Annotated in this window: 18 protein-coding genes; 5 read left to right on the top strand and 13 right to left on the bottom strand. The window is 67.0% G+C overall.

What is annotated here, in order from left to right; genetic code table 11:
- Positions 1-133 precede the first annotated feature (133 nt).
- Positions 134-811 (bottom strand): GntR family transcriptional regulator, encoded by a 678-nt coding sequence (locus GWK18_RS02595; RefSeq protein WP_348535809.1) that lies wholly within the window; start codon positions 809-811, stop codon positions 134-136.
- Between the two features lie 189 nt (positions 812-1,000).
- On the opposite strand from GWK18_RS02595, the gene GWK18_RS13300 reads away from it, so the two are divergent.
- The 4 genes from GWK18_RS13300 (at position 1,001) to GWK18_RS02580 (ending at position 4,174) form a co-directional block, all read left to right on the top strand.
- On the top strand, positions 1,001-1,636 hold the full coding sequence (locus tag GWK18_RS13300; RefSeq protein WP_280720411.1) for an MFS transporter: 636 nt from the start codon (positions 1,001-1,003) through the stop codon (positions 1,634-1,636).
- Positions 1,525-2,301: an MFS transporter gene (locus GWK18_RS13295; protein ID WP_280720415.1), complete on the top strand. Its 777-nt coding sequence runs from the start codon at positions 1,525-1,527 to the stop codon at positions 2,299-2,301. Before GWK18_RS13300 ends, GWK18_RS13295 begins: the two co-directional genes overlap by 112 nt.
- Positions 2,302-2,303: 2 nt before the next feature.
- Positions 2,304-3,515, top strand: a complete 1,212-nt coding sequence (locus GWK18_RS02585) for an alpha-hydroxy acid oxidase (protein ID WP_167739227.1) — start codon at positions 2,304-2,306, stop codon at positions 3,513-3,515.
- A gap of 158 nt (positions 3,516-3,673) precedes the next feature.
- Positions 3,674-4,174: a GyrI-like domain-containing protein gene (locus GWK18_RS02580; protein WP_123825461.1), complete on the top strand. Its 501-nt coding sequence runs from the start codon at positions 3,674-3,676 to the stop codon at positions 4,172-4,174.
- Positions 4,175-4,290: 116 nt separating this feature from the next.
- On the opposite strand, the gene GWK18_RS02575 is transcribed toward GWK18_RS02580, so the two are convergent.
- The 9 genes from GWK18_RS02575 to GWK18_RS02535 all read right to left on the bottom strand — a co-directional run bounded on the left by GWK18_RS02575 (position 4,291) and on the right by GWK18_RS02535 (position 14,194).
- Positions 4,291-4,983, bottom strand: a complete 693-nt coding sequence (locus tag GWK18_RS02575; RefSeq protein WP_209280893.1) for a CoA transferase subunit B — start codon at positions 4,981-4,983, stop codon at positions 4,291-4,293.
- Entirely contained in the window at positions 4,980-5,792 is an 813-nt protein-coding gene (locus GWK18_RS02570) for a CoA transferase subunit A (protein ID WP_166833017.1), read from the bottom strand. Before GWK18_RS02570 ends, GWK18_RS02575 begins: the two co-directional genes overlap by 4 nt.
- 57 nt (positions 5,793-5,849) lie before the next feature.
- A complete protein-coding gene (locus tag GWK18_RS02565; RefSeq protein WP_166833015.1) occupies positions 5,850-7,070 on the bottom strand; it encodes an acetyl-CoA C-acetyltransferase in 1,221 nt (406 codons plus the stop codon).
- A 132-nt stretch (positions 7,071-7,202) separates the two neighbouring features.
- Positions 7,203-8,378 carry a helix-turn-helix domain-containing protein gene (locus tag GWK18_RS02560; RefSeq protein ID WP_166833013.1) on the bottom strand — a complete coding sequence of 392 codons (1,176 nt, stop codon included), beginning with the start codon at positions 8,376-8,378 and terminating at the stop codon, positions 7,203-7,205.
- A 21-nt stretch (positions 8,379-8,399) separates the two neighbouring features.
- Positions 8,400-9,365 (bottom strand): ABC transporter ATP-binding protein, encoded by a 966-nt coding sequence (locus tag GWK18_RS02555; protein ID WP_166833011.1) that lies wholly within the window; start codon positions 9,363-9,365, stop codon positions 8,400-8,402.
- Positions 9,366-9,370: 5 nt separating this feature from the next.
- Positions 9,371-10,237 carry an ABC transporter permease gene (locus GWK18_RS02550; RefSeq protein ID WP_166833009.1) on the bottom strand — a complete coding sequence of 289 codons (867 nt, stop codon included), beginning with the start codon at positions 10,235-10,237 and terminating at the stop codon, positions 9,371-9,373.
- Between the two features lie 108 nt (positions 10,238-10,345).
- Positions 10,346-12,307: a glycosyltransferase gene (locus tag GWK18_RS02545; protein WP_166833174.1), complete on the bottom strand. Its 1,962-nt coding sequence runs from the start codon at positions 12,305-12,307 to the stop codon at positions 10,346-10,348.
- A 50-nt stretch (positions 12,308-12,357) separates the two neighbouring features.
- On the bottom strand, positions 12,358-13,545 hold the full coding sequence (gene glf, locus GWK18_RS02540) for a UDP-galactopyranose mutase (protein ID WP_166833007.1): 1,188 nt from the start codon (positions 13,543-13,545) through the stop codon (positions 12,358-12,360).
- Between the two features lie 208 nt (positions 13,546-13,753).
- A complete protein-coding gene (locus tag GWK18_RS02535) occupies positions 13,754-14,194 on the bottom strand; it encodes a hypothetical protein (protein ID WP_166833005.1) in 441 nt (146 codons plus the stop codon).
- 249 nt (positions 14,195-14,443) lie between these two features.
- Here GWK18_RS02535 and GWK18_RS02530 point away from each other — a divergent pair, with 249 nt between their 5' ends.
- A complete protein-coding gene (locus GWK18_RS02530) occupies positions 14,444-14,692 on the top strand; it encodes a WhiB family transcriptional regulator (RefSeq protein WP_123825470.1) in 249 nt (82 codons plus the stop codon).
- 54 nt (positions 14,693-14,746) lie between these two features.
- On the opposite strand, the gene GWK18_RS13380 is transcribed toward GWK18_RS02530, so the two are convergent.
- From GWK18_RS13380 to GWK18_RS02515, 3 genes are all read right to left on the bottom strand, one after another.
- Positions 14,747-16,324: a histidine kinase N-terminal domain-containing protein gene (locus GWK18_RS13380; protein ID WP_348535808.1), complete on the bottom strand. Its 1,578-nt coding sequence runs from the start codon at positions 16,322-16,324 to the stop codon at positions 14,747-14,749.
- Positions 16,325-16,389: 65 nt separating this feature from the next.
- Positions 16,390-17,847, bottom strand: a complete 1,458-nt coding sequence (locus GWK18_RS02520) for a P-loop NTPase (RefSeq protein WP_166833003.1) — start codon at positions 17,845-17,847, stop codon at positions 16,390-16,392.
- Positions 17,844-18,530, bottom strand: coding sequence for an SAF domain-containing protein (locus tag GWK18_RS02515; protein ID WP_166833001.1), 687 nt, complete (start codon positions 18,528-18,530; stop codon positions 17,844-17,846). The genes GWK18_RS02520 and GWK18_RS02515 overlap by 4 nt, the downstream gene beginning before the upstream one ends.
- Between the last annotated feature and the right edge of the window lie 241 nt (positions 18,531-18,771).

Genomic DNA, 18,771 nt, shown 5'->3' with positions numbered 1-18,771 from the left:
GTCACCATCAGGCTCGACACGCTTCGACGCACCATGCACCCCCATGTAGGTGTGGGCCCACCGGCGGACAGAGGTCAAGGGGCCTCAAGACCCACACAATCCCGGACACGACGACGGCGCAGGGCGGCGAGAATCACCCACGCCAGAGCAGCGCCTCGGCCCCCAGATCAACACCCATGGTGGAACGGATCGTTCGCAGGTGAACCCGCATGGCCTCGGCAGCCGCTGCCGACTGGCCCTCCGTGATGGCCTTGTAGATCGCCTCGTGCTCCTCGAGCTCCCTGGGGTTCCCCAGATGATCGCGCAGCTGCGGGAGCACGTGCTGGGCGCGCACCATCTCCGCGTAGCAGCGCTGCAAGGAGCTCAGCAGTCGCGTACTGCGCGCGGAATGTGCGATCTCCAGGTGAAAGGACCGTGCGCGTTCGGTGCGGGCCATGGGGTTCTTGGGTCCAGCCGCCTCCTGCCTGTCGAGGCACTCCCGCAACCGCCCGATGGTCTCCGCGTCGGCAAAGCGCGCACACTCCGCAGCGGCGTGGGGCTCCAACAACATGCGCAGATCCAGGACTTCCGTGAGGTCCTGCTGGGTCATGGGCCGCACCAGGTAGCCCTTCTTGGGCAGCACGGAAACCAGACCTTCGGTGACCAACTGATGCAAGGCCTCGCGCACCGGAGTCTTGGAGCTGTCGAACCGTTCGGCCAGATCCGATTCGATGACCACCTGCCCCGGGGTCAACTCACCCGTGAGGATCATGGTCCGCAAGCGCTCGTTGATCGTGGCGGTCAGCGACGACCGCTTTTTCTGCTCAACCACTTGTGAACTGTATCACACTCGGTTAGAAATATATTTCATGGCTCCAGATGCGCAGCACCCCCGCAGCACGACGAACACCCGCCTCCGAATCACACGACACTCGACCCCACCGGCAAGGGCGACGACGGCGCCGTCGCAGCTTCAAACTCCGCACCGACCACTCACCCGGATGACAGTGTCGAGAACAGCATGTCCCCCAGCGCGAGGCGGGCCCTGTTCGCCGCGGTGACCGGCACCCTCATCGAGTGGTACGACTACGCCCTCTACGGCGCAGCGGCCGGTCTGGTGATCGGTCCCCTGTTCTTCGCCGGCACGGACACCGGTGCCACCATGGCGGCCTTCGCCACGTTCGCCGTCGGATTCGTGGCCCGGCCCTTGGGCGGAATGGTGATCGGTCACATGGGCGACCGATACGGACGCCGCCCCGCCATGATGCTGACCATCATCCTGATGGGCCTGGCCACCGTGGGCATCGGCCTGCTCCCCACCAGCGCGGTCATCGGGGCGTTGGCCCCCGTCCTGCTGGTGGTCTTTCGCATCATCCAGGGCATGGGAGCCGGCGCGGAACTCGCGGGTGCCATGACCATCGTCTCCGAATTCGCACCGCCCAAGCAACGCGGGTTGATGACCTCGTTCGTCCTGGCCACTCCCCCGGCGGCATCGTGCTGGCCACCGGCGCGTTCCTGGCAGTTTCCAGCCTGGGCGATCAGGCGTTGCTCGCCTGGGCATGGCGTCTGCCCTTCCTGGCGTCGGTCCTGCTGTTCCTGCTGGCCTGGTTCATCCGCCGCCACCTGGAGGAAAGCCCCGAGTACGTTGCGGCGATGACCCGCGCGGAGGCCGAGAAGCAGAGCCACCACGTCCCCGCCATGCAGCTGCTCAGGCACCACGGCCGCGCGCTCGTCCTCGGTTTCATGGCCATGACCGGCCACAACGCGCTGAACTACGCCATGGCGGTCTTTGCGCTGTCCCTCATGACCTCCGACGCGGTCGGCATGGAACGCAGCGCAGCCCTTGCCGCGGTGACCATCGGCACGGTCTTCGGCATCTTCGGTGCGCCCCTGGGCGGTATGGCCGCGGACCGCTGGGGCCCCACCAAGGTGTTCGCCGCCGGCAGCGCCGTGGGTGTCCTGTACGCCTTCCCGTTGTTCGCGGGGCTGACCAGCGGCAGCGTGATGTTGGCCGGTGCGGCGGTGGCCGGCGGATACGGCATCGTGATCGCCATGACGGGAGGTAGCCAGGGTGCTTTCCTGGCGCACTTGTTCCCCGCCCGCGAGCGGTACAGCGGCATTGCCGTGACCCGTGAGGTCAACGCCGCGCTGGTCGCTGGGTTGACCCCGCTCGGGTTGGCGTTCGTGATCCAGCTCTGCAACGGTGCGGTGGTGGCTGCCGCCGTCGTCGTCTCCTTGGCCTGTCTGCTGTCCCTGATCGCGATTCTGGCCTCCCGCTCTGTCAAGGAGCAGGCCATCAAGGGCGAGGTGACGGGTCAGTGAAGCTGCAACGACAAATCCCCCGCATCGCCGAACTGCGGCCGCTGTTGCAGTTCGACCGCCCCACCCTGGACCGGCGTCCCGCGAGGTTGGCCAAGGCCGCCGACGTGGAGGGCTTGCGTGCCATTGCACGACGACGGACGCCGCGCCCCGCCTTCGACTACGTGGACGGTGCCGCGCTGGCCGAGGTCACCGCGGCAAGGACCCGCGAGGCCTTCCGGGACACCACCTTGGTGCCGAACGTCCTCAAGGGCGCAACCACCGTGGACCCGGCCGTCACCATCGCCGGAGGAGTGAGCGCGCAGCCGTTCGGGATCGCACCCACCGGCTTCACCCGCTTCATGCACTCCGAAGGTGAGGACGCCGGTGCGGCCGCGGCCACCGCTGCGGGTATCCCGTTCGCACTGTCCACGATGGGCACCCGGTCCGTGGAGGAGGTGGCCCGGGCCTCCGGGCTGGGCCGGCGGTGGTTCCAGCTGTACCTGTGGAAGGACCGGGAGCGATCGCAGGAGCTGATCGACCGGGCCTGGGCCAACGGATTCGACACGCTGTTGGTCACGGTGGACACCCCCGTGGCCGGACTGCGCCTGCGGGATGCACGCAATGGCATGACCATTCCCCCGAGGATCAACCTGCGGACGGTCGCCGACGCCTCGCTCCGCCCGGAGTGGTGGTTCAACTTCCTCACCACGGATCCGCTGCCCTTCGCCTCCCTCTCGGATTCCGCCTCTTCCCTGCCCGAACTGATCAACGGGATGTTCGACCCCTCCCTGAGCTGGACGGACCTGGAATGGATCCGCAAGGCCTGGCCGGGCAGGTTGTTCGTCAAGGGTGTCCTGACCACCGACGACGCGCAGCGGTGCATCGACTCCGGGGCGGACGGCCTGGTGGTCTCCAGCCACGGAGGACGGCAGCTGGACCACACGGTGGTTCCGCTGCGGGCGCTGCCGGAGATTCGGACGGCCGTGGGGCCGGACGTGGAGTTGATCTACGACTCCGGCATCATGTCCGGGACAGACATCGTGATCGCCATGGCCCTGGGTGCGGATTTCACGTTGATCGGCCGCGCGTACCTGTACGGCTTGATGGCCGGTGGGCAGGAAGGTGTGATGAAGGTCATCGAGATCTTGGCCCAGGAGGTCGAGGTGACCATGCACTTGCTGGGCGTGAAGTCGTTCCAGGACCTGACCCCCGACCACGTCCGGGCCCCCTGGTGACCCCGTACCCCCCCCGCTGAACCCTCGCGAAACTCGCGCATCGAGGCCTGATGCGGGAGTTTCGCGAGGGTTCAGCGGAGTGACGGCCTCCCGGTGCGGTCGCGGGACGCCGTAGAGTCGCAGTCGACAGCAGCTGCCTCGCACCCCAGGAGTCCGACATGAACACCTCCGTCGCACCGGAGCCGTTCGACGGCGTCGTCGTAATCGATGCAGTCGCGACCCCCACCGTCGTTGCCCGCGAGCAGGACCTACCCATGACCCCGGAGGCGATGTCGGGCTTCTACGACGCGACCTTCCGCAGCATCTTCCCGGCGCTGGACGCGCAGGGGATTCAACCGGTCGGACCCGCGTTCGGGCTGCACACACGGATGCCTTCGGAAACCGTGGACATCGAAGCCGGTGTTCCCGTGGACCGCGTCCCGCAAGAACTTCCTGACGAGCTGGTGGCCTCCGAACTGCCTGCGGGCAAGGTCGTGGCCACGACCTACATCGGCGGGTACGACGGTCTCGGCGAGGCATGGGGCGCGTTCATGCAGGCCGTGGTGGAGTCCGGACACACGCCGACGTTCCCGCTGTGGGAGGTCTACGTGACGGAACCGAGCCCCGAAGGCGATCCTGCAGCCATGCGCACCGATCTGTTCACCCGCGTCGAGGACTGAGCACGTAGACAGGATCCACCGCTCCGGCGCCATCATTCACCGCCGAACCCTCGCGAAACTCGCGCATCGAGGTCTGATGCGGGAGTTTCGCGAGGGTTCGGCGGATTGAGACCGGGTCAGGCGTCCGAAAGCGGAACGGCCGTCAGGGCCTGAACCTGTTCACGGGTGACACCCGGGGCGGTTTCCACCAGGACCAGGCGGGGGTCGGCGTCGGTGCCGACGACGTCGATGACCGCAAGGTCTGTGATGATGCGGTTGACCACGGCGCGCCCGGTCAGGGGCAAGGTGCACGTGGGCAGGATCTTGGGCGTGCCGTCTTTGGCGCAGTGATCCATCAACACGATCACCTTGCCCGCACCGTGCACCAGATCCATGGCACCGCCCATGCCCTTGACCATCTTGCCGGGCACCATCCAGTTGGCCAGGTCGCCGTTGGCGGAGACCTGCATGGCTCCCAGGACGGCCACGTCGATCTTGCCGCCGCGGATCATCCCGAAGGACAGCGCCGAATCGAAGAAGGCCGCCCCCGGCAGGACCGTGACGGTTTCCTTGCCGGCGTTGATCAGGTCGGGGTCGAGCTGCTCCTCGCGTGGGTAGGGGCCCACACCCAGGATCCCGTTCTCGGACTGGAGCACCACCGTGCGACCGGACGGGATGTGGTTGGGAATCAGCGTGGGCATGCCGATCCCCAGGTTCACGTAGGAACCGTCCGGAAGCTCCTGGGTGGCACGGGCCGCCATCTGGTCCCTGCTCCAACCGGTGGGCCGGACAGGCGGGGTGGTGTCGGCGTCGTGGGTCTGCTGTGTCATGACTCTGCTCCTCCCGAGGTGTGCTCAGTGGCGGGACGGACCGTGCGTTTCTCGATCGGTTTGTCGATCTGGGACCCCACTTCCACGACACGGTGGACGTACACGCCGGGCAGATGGACCGTGTCCGGGTCCAGCTCCCCCGGTTCCACGAGTTCCTCCACCTGGGCGATGCACACCCGACCGGCCATGGCCGCCGGGGGTGAGAACTGCCGGGCCGCCTTGTTGAACACCAGGTTCCCGTGGCGGTCACCCCTCAGGGCGTGGACCAGCGCGAAATCGGTCACCAGCGCTTCCTCCAGGACATACTGTTGTTCCTCCAGTCCTGCTGCAGGGCCCGGGGTGAACGGGTGGAGGGGCTTGGGCGAGGATGCCTTGAGAACGTTCCCGTCGGCGTCGTAGCGCATGGGCAGCCCACCGTCCGCGACCTGGGTGCCCACCCCCGTGCGAGTGAAGAACGCCGCGATGCCGGATCCGCCGGCCCGCAGTTTCTCCGCCAGGGTGCCCTGCGGGACCAGCTCGACCTCCAGCTCGCCCTCTAGGTACTGCCGCGCGAACTCCTTGTTCTCCCCCACGTAGGAGGAGGTCATCTTGGCGATCCGGCCGGCTTTGAGCAGGATGCCCAGGCCCCAGTCGTCCACCCCGCAGTTGTTGGACACCACACTCAGGTCCTTGGCGCCGTGGTCCAGCAACGCCTGGATGAGCTGCATGGGGTTCCCGGACAGGCCGAATCCGCCGACGGCCAGCGAGGCCCCGTCGGGTATGTCGGCCACGGCCTGGGCCGGGGTGGCCACGGTCTTGTCCAGTGTCACGGTCAGATCCTTTCGACGGGCACGTGCTCAGACAGCACGGAGGGTGGTAAGGGCTGCTCAGCGGCTGAGCAGGAGCGCATCGCCCTGGCCCCCGCCTCCGCACAGGGCGACGGCGGCCCGGCCGCTCCCCCGCCGGGACAGTTCCAGGGCCGCGGTCAGCACCAACCGGGCACCGGAGGCACCGATCGGATGGCCCAGAGCGATCGCTCCGCCGTGGATGTTGGTCTGCTCCAGCGGATAGTCCAGGTCCACCAAGGACTGGCAGGCCACCGCCCCGAAGGCCTCGTTGATCTCCACGAAATCCAGGTCGGCAACCGACCATTCCGTCTTGTCCACCGCCGCCTGAATGGCCCGCGACGGCTGGGAGTGCAGGGAGGAATCCGGCCCGGCCACCTGCCCGGCCGCCCCCACAGTGGCCAGGGCCTCCCACCCGTGTGCCTGCGCCGTCGCACGCGAGGTGACGACGACGGCGGCCGCACCGTCCGACAGCGGGGACGAGTTCCCCGCGGTGATGGAGGCTTCCGAGCCCGATCCGAAGGCGGGACGCAGCTTTCCGAGGGACTCCACGGTGGCCTCCGCACGAACCCCCTCGTCCTGCTCCACCAGGGCGGGGTCACCCTTGCGTTGGGGAATCTCCACCGGCGCGATCTCCTGGGCGAACACCCCGGCGGCCTGGGCTTCGGCGGCCCGTTGATGGGATCTGGCGGCGACGTCGTCCTGCTCGCGTCGGTCGAGGGCCAACTGCGCGTTGCCCTCCTCGGTCAGCTCCCCCATGGCCTGACCCGTCATGGCGTCGGTCAGTCCGTCATGGGCCACGGCGTCGAGCATGCCGACGGTTCCGTACTTGTGCCCGCCGCGTGATCCGGGAAGCAGGTGCGGCGCGTTGGTCATGGACTCCTGGCCGCCCGCGACGACCACGGAGGCTTCCCCCAGTCGGATCAACCGGGCGGCGTCGATCACGGCCGTCAGGCCGGACAGGCACACCTTGTTGATCGTGAGGGCGGGAACGTCCCATCCGATTCCGGCGGCGATGGCCGACTGCCGCGCCGGGTTCTGCCCGCATCCGGCCTGGACCACCTGCCCCATGATGACCGTGTCCACCTCGGAGGGGTCCACTCCGGAGCGCTCGAGGGCCGCGCGGATCGCGTGCGCCCCCAGGTCCGTGGCCCGCAGGGAGGCCTGTGCCCCGAGCAGACGGGTGAACGGGGTCCGGGCTCCGCCCACGATCACCACGTCGGTTGCGGACGGATCGGGTCCCGCGGAGTCGGTTCGGGTCATGGCGGCCTCCTCTGAACTGCTTGCCGGGCGGTGTCTCCTCCCAGCTTCTTCGTTCATTGTGATGGACGCCACGGACAAAAGTGCAAGCGCGCAGCCGAACGGTTGTGCTGATCTACAACGACCGCTGGTGCATCACCGCGAACGGTTCATGCCCTTCCGGGCAGCCAGCACCCACGCGATTTCGACGACCGTGTTCAGGTTCTGGGTGTCCACCCCCGTCAGGTCCTCGTAGCGTCGCAGTCGATACCGCAGGGTGTTCACGTGCACCGGGATGGCGGCCGCGGCCCGCGCGATGTTGAGGTCGTTGTCCAGGTAGGCGGCCAAGGACTCCAGGAGCAGGTCGCCGAACGTTCCGTGGGCTTGGACCGGGGCCAGGAGGCGCTGCTCGAGGACCCGGGTGGTGTCCGGACTGGTTGCCACACCCGATCGCCAGGACAGGCGTTCGAGGTCCACAGCTCCGCCAAGTCCCGTGGCCAAGGCGGCTTCGTGCACCCGAGTTGCGGTCAGGTAGGAGCGTGGCAGGTCCTCCGGCACGACGGCGGGCCCCACGGCCAGGAGCAGCTCGACCGGGACCTGGGGGACGGCGCCCTCGTCGGGAAGGATGCCGACCGCGGCCGAGCCGTACGGTGCGGCCAATGCCCCGGGTACGGACGCGAGGACGAACTGCACCAGACCCGTGGGGTCAAGTCCCTCCTGCTGAAGACGCGTCAGGTGGAAGGCGCGGACCGCGCGATCCGTGGGCACCGCGTAGGCGGTGACGCCGCGCCGCAGTTCCACCGGCTCATGCCCGCGCACCACGGCGTCCACGATCCACTGCAGTCTCCGAGCGGAATCCGCGGCCGCGGCCGCGATCCCCTGTTCCTGGTAGACCCGCAGCGCTCTCGAGGAGAATGCGTCGGCCAGCGCCCACAGTCCGGTGCTGAACGACAACGCCTCCGAGGCCGTGACCCCGTGTGTGGGCGCCAGTGCCAGCAGACGTTCGAGAATCACGGACATGCTGACCCGGAACCCGGAGAGCACGCTGCCCAGCGACACCCCCTGGGCCAGCCGCTCCGTGGCCAGTTCCTCCGCCTCGGTCAAGTCCTCGCCGGTCGGTACGTGCCCGTCGCGGATCACCTGCGTGCTCAGCCGGATGTTGCGCCGGGTCGAACGTTCCAGGGAGTCGGTCGAGACGTCGTCGTACCCGGGCACCGTGTCCAGGAGGATCCGGACGGTGTCGGCCACGATGGACTCATCCCCCCGCAGTGCATCGACGAGCGCGCTGATGGCCCCTTCGGGTCCGGGGCCTTCCGACGTGTCCTGGTCCATGGCCGATCCTCGGGCCCGTGCTCACAGCCCCTTGGTGCGCTTGACCTTGGTGGGGTCGTCCAGATCGGCCGGGTCGTCCAGCTCGGGGTCGTACTCCGGAACGTAGGTCTCGCCCTTGGCAGCCGCTTCTTCGGCGGCCTTCCTGCGCTCGTCGCGCTTCCAGTACAGCCGCCGTTCCACGCGCTCGTTTTGTTCACGCTGCACGTCGGCCGCCGGGCGGTCACGCAGCTTGGCCACGGCCCCCACGGAGGGGCCGTCGTAGACGATCTTCCCGTGTTCCAGCACGATCCCGCGCTCACAGATGTCCATGATCAGGTCCAGGTCGTGAGAGACGACGACGAGCGTCTTGCCCCGGCGCACCAGGTCCTTGATGCGGCTGATGCACTTCTTCTGGAAGGGCTCGTCACCCACGGAGAGGATCTCGTCCACCAGGAAGACTTCCGGATCCGTGTGGATCGCGACAGCGAAGGCCAGACGCAGGTACATGCCCGAGGAGTAGAACTTCACCTCGGTGTCGATGAACTCCCCGATCTCGGAGAAGGCCACGATGTCGTCGAACTTGGAATCGATCTCGGCCTTGTCCATGCCCAGGATCGCACCGTTGAGGTACACGTTGTCGCGACCGGTGAGATCGGGGTGAAAACCCGCGCCGACCTCGATCAGGCCCGCAACCTTGCGGCGGGTACCCACATAACCTTCGTCCGGGTGCATGACCCCGGAGATCATCTTGAGCGTGGTGGACTTTCCGGAGCCGTTGAAGCCCAGCAGGGCAACGGTTTCGCCGTCGTGGATGTCGAAGGAGACATCGTCCAGGGCCTTGAACTTCTCGGACAGGTCACCCTTGCGGCCCTTGGCGATCCACATGACCGCTTCCTTGATGGACCGCGTGTGCCGCAGGGTGAACCACTTGGACATGTGGTCCGATCGGATGGCCACCGTTTCCTCGCTGAAGGTGACGCCCGGCTTCTTGAACGGAATGGTTGTCATGTCTCTCAGAGCTCCTGGGCGAAGTTGCCCTCGTAGCGGCGGAAGAGGAAATCGCCGAGGAACAGGGTGCCGAAGGCGATCAACAGGGCAACGGGCGTCCAAATGGTCATCAGATGGGCGGGCACGTGCCAGTGCTGCCACAGCTCCGTGGAGGGGAGCCAGAACCCGTAATGGAACAGTTCAACGGCCACCGTGAGCGGATTGGCGAAATAAATGTAGTAGAACCAGGCCGGCATCTTGTCCTGGACCATGGTGAACAGGTAAAGCACCGGGGAGGCCCAGGTGGCCACCATCATGATCATGTCCACGAAATTCTCGGCATCGCGGAAGAATACGTTGAAGGTGGCAAAGATCATGCCCAGTCCCAGTGCGAAGACCGCCACAATCACGCAGCCCGCGATCATGCACAGGAACTGTTTGAAATTCGGGTGCCAGCCGGAGGCGAGACAGGCGATCAACAGGATCAGCAGCTGCGGTACGAAATGCACCAGCGCCACGAACAAGTTGGACACCGGGAACAACTGCCTGGGGAGGTAGATCTTCTTGAGCAATCCCCCGTTGTCCGTGATCGACCGAGAAGAATTACCGAAGATCTCTCCGAAGAAATTGATCAAGACAATTCCGGAGAACAAATAGATCGCATAGTTCTCCAGGCCCTTGTTGAGCTCCAGGAAAATACCCATGGCGATGTAGAAGACACCGAACTGCACGGCCGGCTTCAGGTACGACCACAGCAGGCCCAGCACCGTGCCCCGGTACCGGATCTGGATCTCCTTGTCCACGACCAGACGCAGCAGATAGCGGTTGCGGAACACGTCCAGCAGGCCCCTGCCCTTGCCCGGGGTCATCAACTCCGGCGCGGATGTACTCATCCTTGCTCCTTGGACTTCAGTCTTCGTCTTCGTCTTCGTCAAAATCTTCATGCGCATGGCCGACCGCCAGGTCTGGCGGTCGGCCATGGGGTCAACCCTGCGGGTCGATCACTTCTTGGGATCCGCCGGAGGGTTCGCCTGGAAGGTCTTGGCCCAAGCGTCCGGCGAGGTGATCTGCGGCAGAGCTTCCTGGTACTGCTTGGCCAGGGAGTCCCAGCGGGAGAGCAGTTCCGTGTGGAGCTTGGCGCTGCGGGCCAGCAGGTCACGCACGGCCTTGGGGTCGCGCTTGTGCCACGCCGCCCCGGTGCCGTCCGCGTTGGACACCACCGCGGAATCCAGGGTGGACAAGTGGTACCACTTGCCGTCCTGGTGCGCCACGTACTCCTCCGGGTTGGTCTTGGACAGCTCCCGAACGGGCAGTCCGATCTGCTTGACCACGGTCTTGGCGGCCCAGGGCAGCAGTCCACGGTAAGTGGGCGGCTTGGGCGGGCCCACGCGCTTCGAGGGCTTGGACTTCTTGGCCGCCGGGAACTCGCCCAGGTCCTTGCTGAACTGGGCATCGGAGAACTGGTCCTTGAGGGCCCGGATCTCCGGCATCTTGGAGCCGATCATCCCGTGCAGGCCCTCGGGGCCCTTAAGCACGTCCTCGATGGCCATGAGCACCGTGGATGCCGCGTAGTACTGCATGGACAGCGTGTGCTTGGTGTCCACGTTGTAGGACTCGCGGATCATGCGGCCGCCGCGCGGGAACGGCGAGTGCAGGAGTGCCGCGATCAGCCGGTTGCGTTCGTGGAAGTAGGCCTGCCAGTCCACGGCGTCGTCCTTGTCCATCCAGGACACGTGCCACACGGCCGCGCCGGGCAGGGACACCGTGGGGTACCCGGCTTCCGCGGCGCGCAGGGAGTACTCGGAGTCGTCCCACTTGATGAACACCGGCAGCGACAGTCCCACGTCTTCCAGGACCACGCGCGGGATCAGGCACATCCACCAACCGTTGTAGTCGGCGTCCCAGCGGCGGTGCAGCATGCGACGGGACCGCAGGCCGGCCTCGGAGAAGTCGACGCCGCCCAGACCCTCGATGGGGCCCCACAGGAAGCGGTGCTTGTTGACCACTTCTGCGTAGCCGTTGAGCAGGGGGCGGTTGTACATGTCGAACATGTGCCCGCCCACGATGGTGGGGGTCCGGCAGAAGTCCGCGAACGCGACGGCGCGCAGCACGCCTTCAGTCTCCAGCAGGATGTCGTCGTCCAGGATCAGCACGTAGTCGGACTTGGAACCGTCTTCACGGCCCTGGACCACCTCGTACATGTTGCGGGAGAAGCCACCCGAGCCACCCAGGTTGCCCTGGCGGATCACGCGCAGCTTGCCGTTCATGGCGGCCTGCGCCTCGGGGAAGTCGGCCTCGTCCTCGACCAGCTTGTTGCCCTGGTCCACGATGATCAGTTCGTCCAGGACCTGGTCGAATCCGTCCGCGCCGGCGATCGTCTTGATCGTGTTGACGCAGTAGTCCGGACGGTTGAACGTGGTCACACCCAGCGTCACGGTACCCGCGGGGCGGTCGTCCGGCACGGACCAGGCCGCGGAGGTCAGGGTCATGCCTTCGTCGTCGGCAATCAGGTCGAACCAGTACCAGCCGCCGTCGCCGAACGGCGCCAGGGTCAGCTCGAACTCGCTCGTGTCCGTGCCCTTGAGACGACGGTCCTCGACGCGCTGGGAAATACCGCGGGCGTTGGAACGGTAGACGATCAGAGAGCCGGAGCCCTCGGTGGACACCGAGAGCACGACCTTCTCGGCCGAGGTCCAACGCCGCCAGTAGGAGGCGGGGAACGCGTTGAAGTAGGAGCCGAAGGACACACGACGTCCTGGGCGGATCTTCATGGAGCGCCGGGAGAGGATGTCGTCCGGGTGCTCCGCGACCTCGCCGGCCCCGGAGTTGCTGCTCTCACGCTGCAAGGGCCCATCCACGTACAGCGGCAGGGCATCCAGGTCCTGGTTGGCCGGAAGGACCACCCGAGCCACCTCGCGCAACGCCTGCCCCTGTTCCTCGACCTCGTTGGAGATCTTGGACAGGTAGCCCTGGGCGTCGGCCTGGCTTTCATGCTGTTCTGCGGTCTGCTCGCTCACGCGTCGATTCCTCCGCTCTGGATCTTGTTTCCGCCCTGGAAGTGCGGGGCGATCTTGTTGTCCACCATGGACAACGCGGCGCCGATGGCCATGTGCATGTCCAGGTACTTGTACGTGCCCAGTCGACCGCCGAACAGGACGGAGGACTCCCCGGCAGCGAGGTCGCGGTACGCCAGCAGCTTCTGCCGGTCCACGGAAGTGTTCACCGGGTAGTAGGGCTCGTCACCCTTCTCCGCGAACCGCGAGAACTCGCGCATGATCACGGTGGCGTCCTTGGTGTAGTCACGCTCCGGGTGGAAGTGGCGGAACTCGTGGATGCGGGTGAACGGGACATCGGCGTCCGGGTAGTTCATGACCGAGCAGCCCTGGTAGTCCTCGATCTCCAGGACCTCTTCCTCGAGGTCGATCGTGCGCCAGGACAGATCGCCTTCGGCGTAGTCGAAGTAGCGGTCCACCGGACCGGTGTAGACCACGGGTACCTGCCCGACGACGTTGGCCTTGGAGAACTCGTGGGAGTCGTCGAAGAAGTCGGTGTCCAGGTGGACCTCGATGTTCGGCTGCTCCGCCATCCGCTCCAACCAGGCCGTGTAGCCGTCCACCGGGAGGCCTTCGTACTTGTCGTTGAAGTAGCGGTTGTCGTAGGTGTACCGCACGGGCAGGCGGGTGATGATCGACGCTGGCAGCTCCTCCGGGGAGGTCTGCCACTGCTTGGCGGTGTAGTGCTTGATGAACGCCTCGTACAGCGGGCGCCCGATCAGCTGGATGCCCTTGTCGTTGAGGTTCTGGGGATCCGTGCCGGCGAGTTCACCGGCCTGCTCCTGGATGAGCGCCTTGGCCTCACCCGGGCCGTAGGCCGAGCGGAAGAACTGGTTGATCGTGCCCAGGTTGATGGGCATGGGAAACACCTCGCCGTTGTGGCGGGTGTAGACCTTGTGGACGTAGTTGGTGAAATCCGTGAACCGGTTGACGTACTCCCACACGCGCTCGTTGGAGGTGTGGAACAGGTGCGCACCGTAGCGGTGGACCTCGATCCCCGTGCGCTCTTCCTTCTCCGAGTAGGCGTTGCCGCCGATGTGGTGGCGGCGGTCGATGATCGCGACCTTCAGCCCCAGTTCGTTGGCAGCCCGTTCGGCGACCGTCAGACCGAAAAGGCCCGACCCGACCACGACAAGATCAGCGTTCACGTTGACTCCGTTCCCAAGACGTCTTCCCCCGCTGGCAGATCACCTGGCGGATCTCCGGGGGGTTCTTTGCAGGCGCGCACGGGCACCAGTTCGGCATTATGCCCAAAAGTACCGGAGTCCGCCGCGCCCGGCGGGCACCCCACGCGCGACGGGCGGCGTGAGCCCATTCACGCGGGCCGCGTCGCCAACGACGACATCAGCGCGCGATTCACCGGAGGTCCGCACGGACCTCCTGCGTGGTCCAGTCCACGACGGGCCGGGTGAACAGGCACAACATGGCGACCACCGCAGCCACCGCCAACGCCACGGCACCCAGGGTGCTGAACGGACGCACGATGGCACCGGCCGCGACCAAGGAGAACAACTGCGCGGTGAAAGCCGCGGCCCGCGGCCAGCGTTTGCCGTGCCACAGACCCCGCGCCGCATTCGTAAGCCACAGGCAGCCACCGCCGAAGACCACGGTCAGGAAGATCGCACCGGGAACGGACCACACCTCACCCGTGACCATCGCGTAGAGCATGAAGGCCGCCCCGATTCCCAGGACCAACGCCTGGACTGCCACGATCATCACGAGCGGTACCAGGGCCTGGGGACGAACGCTCGGGCGGCGACCGTCGTCAGGGTTCAGGCTGGACACGGTGGGGGGCACGGAACTCTCCTCGAGGCAATGGTCTGCGTCGACCCTACACACAGGCCCACACGCAGGGGCGTCAAGTGATGTGACGAACCTCCCAAACCCCTTGTTCACGCTGTGTTCACATGCCAAAGTCTAGGCAAGTTTTCAGACGTGGCCTCTGGTCGGTTCGCGTCTACCTCGTGCCACTGGCGCATCCCACGAAAATTCGGCGTGATCTGTCATGCCCGTCGTCGGGAGCGCATTCGAAAGGAGCCATCGCTGATGGATTGGCGCTCTCGCGCAGCCTGCCTCGAGAAGGACCCTGAGCTGTTCTTCCCGGTCGGAAACACCGGCCCCGCCCTGCTTCAGATCGAAGAAGCCAAAGCCGTGTGCCGTAGCTGCGCCGTCATGGACGAGTGCCTGAGCTGGGCCATGACCTCCGGCCAGGACGCCGGAGTGTGGGGTGGCATGAGCGAGGACGAGCGTCGGGCCCTCAAGCGCCGCAACGCGCGGGCGCGCCGGGCCTCCTGATCTGAGCTTTCTGGTCTGAGTCCCCTGCTCTGAGCCTTGGAGCTTGACCAGGCCTCATCGGGAGTCTGTGTAGAGCGGCACGATCGTTTCGACGGTCGTGCCGCCTCCTTGTCTGTGCCCCCAGGTGATCGCGCCGTCGAGTTCACCCAGGACCAGGTTCCGCACGATCCTGAATCCGAGTCCGCGCGGCTTGAGCCGAGGTTCCGTCTTCTCGTCGGCGGCCCACCGGCCGACGGGGAAGTCCGCCGGCAGCCCGGCGCCGTCGTCGGAGACCGTGACCACGAGTTCTTCGGACGGTTCGGCTCCGGACTCAACTCCCCCGGTGCTCGGATCGGGCTCCGTGGATTCTGGACGACGCCGCTGTGCGGTCACCGTCACCATTCCGCCCCGCCCGCCGAGCCCGTGCTCCACGGCGTTGGTCACGACTTCGTTGAGCACCAGCGCCAGTGGGGTGACGATGCGTCCCGGGAGTTCCCCGAAACTGCCCTCAAGCACAGGTTCCACCGCACCTTCCGTGGCCGCCAGGTCCACGATCGTGCGCAGTTGCCGGGAGAAGTACGCGTCGAAGTCCACTGCCGCCTCGGACATCTGCGACAGGGCGTCGTGGACCATCGCGACCGTGTCCACGCGCCCCGTGGCCTGCGCCAGACCCCGGCGGGCTTCCTCGCTCTCGGCGCGCCGGGTCTGCATGCGCAGCATGGCGGAAACCGTCTGCAGGCTGTTCTTGACCCGGTGGTGGGTCTCGCGGATGGTCGCGTCCTTGGAGTCCAGTTCCCGTTCCCGACGACGTAGCTCGGAGACGTCGCGGCAGAGCAAGATCGCGCCGAGTCGGTCGTCGTCGAACTTGAGCGGGATGGAGCGGAACATGACGGCGGCCCGGCCCCGGCGCAGTTCCGCGTAGTTGGCCATGCGGCCGCGCAGCACACCCATGTGCACCTCGTCCACCTGCTGGCCCTTGGGCAGCACGGACGCCAGGACGTCCGTCAGGAATTCGCCCATCACCTTCGGGGACGACCCCAGGCGGTTGACCGCCGAGACGGCATTCGGAGACATGAAACTCACCCGGTCCCGGGCATCGAGGCGAATGACCCCGTCCCCCACGCGCGGCGCACCCCGCCCCGGGGCGGTCGGAAGCCCCGGAGTCGGCCAAGCCCCCACCCGAGCCATGCGCATCAGGTCCAGGGCACTGTCCCGGTAGAACAGGTCCATGCGGGACAACCCGTCCTCGGGTCCGTCGGTGTGCAGGGAGAGGACCCCCAGCGTGTGCGAGTCGCAGGTCACCGGCACGGCCATGACCTGGCGGTGCGTGACGTTGTCGCGCTTGACGGTCAGGGTCTCCCGCCCCCAGGCTTCGCGCAGGAACTCGGCCAGGTCGTCGTCGACCTCACGGTTGGGCTGATCGTCCACGTACATGGTCTGCGCTGTCGCGGGCCTGGTGTGCGACCCGACGCGCATGGCCGTTCCCACGGCGGGTTGCGGCCGCGGCCCCGGCGCCAGGGCCACCGGCACCGTGATCATGACATCGCCCATCCCGAGATCCGCCAGGATCTGGGATTCCGCCATCAACAGGTGAAGATGCTCGACGGCCCGGTCCGAGAGTTCGAGGCGTTCACGGGCGACCGACTGAGGCACGGCGCGTCCCTTCCGGGTTGCTGACGGGCAGGGTCACCGGCGGCGCCGGGTCCGTTGGCAGGCTATCACCGGCGGAGCCAGCCGCTCAGGCGTCGGCCGAACTTTGTTTCCGTCACAACTTCCTCCTCGGCATCCGCCACGTCCTGACCCGCCAAGCGTTCGCTGACATGCTGCGACAGGGACTCCAGCTCGCGCCGCAATGCCGAGTTCGGGGCAGCTTCGCACAGCACCGACCCGTCCAATGCGGCCTGGTCCACCGTTGCCGGGTCAAAGCTCAGGAACTCGCTGATCGGGGCCGGGGCACCGATGGCGGCCCACGCCTCCCGTACGGCGGCTCGCGGTGAACGCCCGGCCGCAGCCTTGCGGACCTTGTTGGCGACCACGACGACGGATGCGGTCGTGGCCTCCATGAGTGACGGCAGGGACTTCGCCGCCCTGGGCAGCCCCAGGACATCGGCGTTCACGACGGCCAGTACCAGATCGGCTTCCTCCAATGCTGTGAGCGTTGCCGCGTTCCGCCGCGGCGCCTCGGAATCGAAACTCAGCTCCTCGTCCTCTTCGAGGCTGAACCCGATGTCCACGACGATCACAGGCTGCTGCGCCGCGGCATCCTCCTCCCCCGGGGGTGTGACCTCACCGAAAGCTCGGCAGGCATGAAGGAGTCTGCGCACCGAACCCGAACGAAGTTCCGGCCACCGGTCGGGTCGGGTCAACCCCGTCAGGACATCGATGTGGCTCCGACCGAGGTCGACCCGGACCGCCGCTCGATCGAGCGCCGCCGGATCCAGGCTGTTCCGATCCGCGGCTCGGCAGGCCAGGGAGACTCCGGCGGCCTCGTCCAACAACCCCAACAGGCTGGCCACGGAGGGACCCCAGGTGTCCAGGTCGATCAGCGTGACCCGGTGACCTTGCGCCGCGAGTTCGGCGGACAGGTTGACGGCGACGGTGCTCCGCCCGGGCGAGCCGTGCGGCCCCCAGACGACGACCACGCGGGACCGGGCCCCGTCGTCGATCCGCTTGCCGCCGTTCGAAAAGTGGTCATCCGTGGACAGGAGCAGCGATTCTCCGATGCCGATGTCGTCTCCGGGACCGAGGGCCCCCTCCGACTCCTGCGGGGCGCCCGCGGAAACGGCCGCCGTCGGCTCCGCGGTCGGCGCCCCGGGTGCGGCCCCTCTGAGCCGCGTGATTCGCTGCGATTCATCGCTCAGGATCTCGGCGGCTTCACGGGCATCGGCGTCGACCGGGACGAAGACAGCCCCGGCGGCGACCATGCGGTCGTCGTCGAAGCCTTCGACGACCGCTACCACGACGCCCGCCGCCAGAAGGGTGTCCATGGCTTCGGGCACGAACTCCTCGGCACCCTCCGCGACGAGGACCGCCCGCGCGAGACCGGAGCGGGTCACGGACAGAACCTCCGCCAGATCGGCCGATCGCCGGACAAGCGTCACGGGTCCGTGCAAACGGTCGATCTCCTGCCCCAGGAGATCCGCCGTCGCGCCGACGCTCGTCAGCGGGACGCTCACCGGCCACCGCCGATGTGGGGAACCAGTGTGATCCGGGATTCACTGGCCAGGGCGTCGACGACGTCGGAGACGTCGCCCTCCTCGACCAGCACCTGCGCCGTCAGTTGTTGCCCAGCACCCAGGGTTCCGGTGGCCTCGTCGACGGAGGCCAGCTCCGCCCCCTCGAGTACCTGTTCTGCTTCACCCCAGCCTCGCCCGGTGTTCTCACGTTCGGAGACCCAGAGGTCCACGGTGTCACCGGCACCCGTGCCGCTGGGCAGCGCAGCCGTGAGCGGTATGCCCATGGGGCGACGGTCCAGGTCCTCGGCCGCTCCCAACGCGGCGCTCGGTACCAGCTGGCCACTGGGCACACTGGCAAGGACCACGGTCCCCTCTTCCAACGCGTCAACGTCCTGGAGGTAGGACCCTTCCACACCCTCCAACCGGACGTCGACCGTCCGGAAGTCGTCAGCCGTCACCTTCGTCCCGACTTCCAGGTCGCGCGTGGCCACGACATGCGGTTGGGTGACGCTCGTGAGGGCCAACGTGGCCGTGGTGCCGGCGACCGAGGCGAGGACGAGCCCCAACCCGATCAGCAGACGCGGTTCCTTCCAGCCCGGTTTGCGGAACCTGCCGGACGAGGAAGGCTCCCCGGCGTGCGCAGCCGAGGAGACCCCGGTTCGGCTGTTCGATCCACTGGGCACAACGCTCTCCTCACGTAGCGAGCCACCAGCTGTCCGATGGCCCGTGCACGGACACTCGCGTGGTCATCCTGGCCCACGTCAACAGTTCCTCGGAACACCGTCGGTCAATCTGTGGACGCAGCCGACGCAACAATCCGCAGAAGGACGCGTTTGCATGTGATCCTGTGGACAACCAAGGACGAGGACCCGTCGGTGGCACACTGGTGACCAACCATTCGCAGCAGGCCCAGTACGTCCGCCG

The sequence above is a fragment of the Kocuria sp. JC486 genome (assembly GCF_011602805.1).
Taxonomy (GTDB): Bacteria; Actinomycetota; Actinomycetes; order Actinomycetales; family Micrococcaceae; genus Kocuria; species Kocuria soli.
This window is presented reverse-complemented; position numbering and strand designations above follow the sequence as displayed.

What these genes read in the sequence shown, in the direction of transcription:
- GWK18_RS02560 (WP_166833013.1), bottom strand. Translation starts at nt 8,378, where the DNA reads ATGGACCAGGACACGTCGGAAGGCCCCGGACCCGAAGGGGCCATCAGC.
- GWK18_RS02550 (WP_166833009.1), bottom strand. Translation starts at nt 10,237, where the DNA reads ATGAGTACATCCGCGCCGGAGTTGATGACCCCGGGCAAGGGCAGGGGC.
- GWK18_RS02565 (WP_166833015.1), bottom strand. Translation starts at nt 7,070, where the DNA reads ATGACCCGAACCGACTCCGCGGGACCCGATCCGTCCGCAACCGACGTG.
- GWK18_RS02575 (WP_209280893.1), bottom strand. Translation starts at nt 4,983, where the DNA reads ATGACACAGCAGACCCACGACGCCGACACCACCCCGCCTGTCCGGCCC.
- GWK18_RS13300 (WP_280720411.1), top strand. Translation starts at nt 1,001, where the DNA reads ATGTCCCCCAGCGCGAGGCGGGCCCTGTTCGCCGCGGTGACCGGCACC.
- GWK18_RS02580 (WP_123825461.1), top strand. Translation starts at nt 3,674, where the DNA reads ATGAACACCTCCGTCGCACCGGAGCCGTTCGACGGCGTCGTCGTAATC.
- GWK18_RS02555 (WP_166833011.1), bottom strand. Translation starts at nt 9,365, where the DNA reads ATGACAACCATTCCGTTCAAGAAGCCGGGCGTCACCTTCAGCGAGGAA.
- GWK18_RS02530 (WP_123825470.1), top strand. Translation starts at nt 14,444, where the DNA reads ATGGATTGGCGCTCTCGCGCAGCCTGCCTCGAGAAGGACCCTGAGCTG.